Origin of the sequence: Azotobacter beijerinckii, from assembly GCF_900110885.1 — a bacterium.
Classification (GTDB): domain Bacteria; phylum Pseudomonadota; class Gammaproteobacteria; order Pseudomonadales; family Pseudomonadaceae; genus Azotobacter; species Azotobacter beijerinckii.
On the sequence record NZ_FOFJ01000145.1, the window covers coordinates 1 to 2295 of the forward strand.

The 2295-nt window shown below is 60.1% G+C and carries 1 protein-coding gene and 1 pseudogene; both read right to left on the reverse strand.

All coding sequences use genetic code 11. The features are described 5' to 3' along the window. On the reverse strand, window positions 1–839 hold an 839-nt coding region (locus BMY22_RS24585; protein ID WP_167363796.1), incomplete at its 3' end, for a calcium-binding protein. A gap of 955 nt (window positions 840–1794) precedes the next feature. Further along, window positions 1795–2295: pseudogene (locus tag BMY22_RS23185) on the reverse strand (quinone oxidoreductase family protein); the annotation flags it as partial.

Consider the following 2295-nt stretch of genomic DNA (forward strand, 5'->3'; position numbering starts at 1 on the left):
GTCAACGATGTACCGTTGTCGACCTGGTCGAGCCAGTACTGGGCGCCGCCCGCGTCGGCATCGCGGTCGAAGAGCGCGTCGTACAGGCGCATGGCCTCGGCCTCAGTCTCGTTGTCGACGAGGACGATGCTCTCGTTGTCGTTGAACTGGAGGAGTTCAGCGTCGCTGATAACGGCCGAGTTGGCGGGGCTTTGCTTATTGTGTACCAGCAGGTCACCATCTCCAACGTCGAAGAGTCGGAAATTGCCGATATCGCCATTAAACTGCACGACGTCGAAGCCTTCGCCTGCATCGATGGTGTCGCGGCCTAGGCCGGTCACGATGGTGTCGTTGCCGGCGCCGGTCGAGATGGAGTCGTTGCCGCGGTCGCCGCTGACCCAGTCGTCGCCGCCCGAGGTGATCAGGGTATCGTTGCCGTTGCCACCGGATAGGATGGTGTCGTGGTCGCCGGCGACGGTGACGAAGTCGTTGCCGTTGCCAAGGATGACGGCGCGGTCGATGGTGTTGAAGCCCATCGACAGATCCGCATCGCTGGAGAACGTGTAGACGCGGGTATTGCTCTGAATGTCGTTGGGGACAACGATCGACTGCTGTTGGCCAGGTTCGCCAGGAACTTCGACGAACAGTACATCCGGGCTCGAGGGGCCGTTGGTTGTGGTGAGGGCACCGTTTTCGACGGTGCCTTCCGACACGCCAATGTTGCCTCCGATGATTTCAATGAGGTCGGGGAGGCCTGGAATCTCGGGAAGGTTGGGAAGCCCCGGTGTGTTTTCCAGAAAATCCTGTAACGCCTCCAGAATTTCTTCGGGCGATGCAGGGAAGTCGTAGTTGAACGCCATTAACTGCTCTCCTTTATTTAGAACCGTTCCTTACGGTTCTAAATGAATCGATTTAGCCATCACTGGCCGTTATGACTGACTGTTACGGAAGATTTGCATCGTTGCGTTATCCCTCCAGGGGGAAGCAGGAGGAGTGGCCTGGGCAGCCTTGGAGGGGGTAACAAGTCGCAGAGCGACGAGTTGTTCCGTCCCGATCGGGGCGGATAATTCCTTGCCGGAGCGATGGGCAACGGAGGCTGCTGTCCTCCGAATATCGCCCGATGATTTGGAGTGGCGGGCGAACTGTCCGCTGCGCTGGAAGGCAACGGATGCAACGGGTTTCGTTTAGTGCCCTGTGCCGACGACGGTACCGCTGCAGATTTCGATATGACTGGACTGCCTGAGTAGCTGAGTCCGGTGGACTGTGGGGGAGTGGGTTTCGGCTGTTTGCCGGTTGGGGGGGCCGGCAGGAGAGGCGCGGGTCTAATCGATCTAGAGCTGGATTGCGCCGTTTTCGCCTTCGACGAAGGTATTCGGCGAGGCGTGCGCTGACTAGCACGAACGCGACAGGGTAGTCGTCCGGTACCACAAGGGAGCTACGAGCGATCTCGCCGGGTGGAGAAAAGCCGATACCCCCCTTACCGATCCGAAACCGGCGGAGGCTGAAGTCACGGTTTCGAGGGGAAACCGTATCGGAAGCGTGGCCGACGATCTGGGATGCTCCCTCTAGGGTAGGACGGTTCATACTCTCTGGCATAACTCAGTTCCGTTAAGAAGCTGGCTGCCACGGAGTTGCCCTCCCGTGAAGGGGCAACGCTTCCGTGCGAAAAGCCATCTATTCCGTGATGCTGTCGTGAAAATAACTCAATAGTTTTGTCGTCGTCTAGAAGCTGTTGCATGAACGGATGCTTCGATGTCCTGTTCGGCAGGCACTCGCGACGGGTCCGCAAAGCGGCGAACGCCCACCGGTCCCGGGTCAGGGAATCAGGATCACCTTCTCGCTGCGCCCTTCGTTGATGTCGGCATAACGCGCCGCCCCTCGGCGAGGGGGGACTCGATCAACCCCTCTGGAGCGGACAGGGTGCCGTCGTCGAAATGCCGGCCAAAGCGCTCCAGCATCCTGGCGCATTCGGCGCCGCCGTAGAGCAGCGAGTTGATGCCCACCACCGAGCCGCCAAGGCGATACAGGTCCAGCACAGGCAACTGCACCTGGCCGTCGGCCGGCGCCGCAATAATCGCGACGCGGCCAAAGGTCGCCAGTGCCGGAACCGCGGCGGCGAGCCAAAAGCCGGTGGTATCGAAGATCACCTGCGCGCCGCCTTCGAACACCTGTTCGACCTGGCTGGGCAGCGCTTCCGGAGTGGTCAGCGGCAGCGTCTCAAACCCACCCCTTTCAAGGTCTTTACGTAAACTCCCTTCCCTAAAACCATCAAGAGGGCAAGGCGGTGTGGGACGAGATTCTGGCGCGATTCGAGAA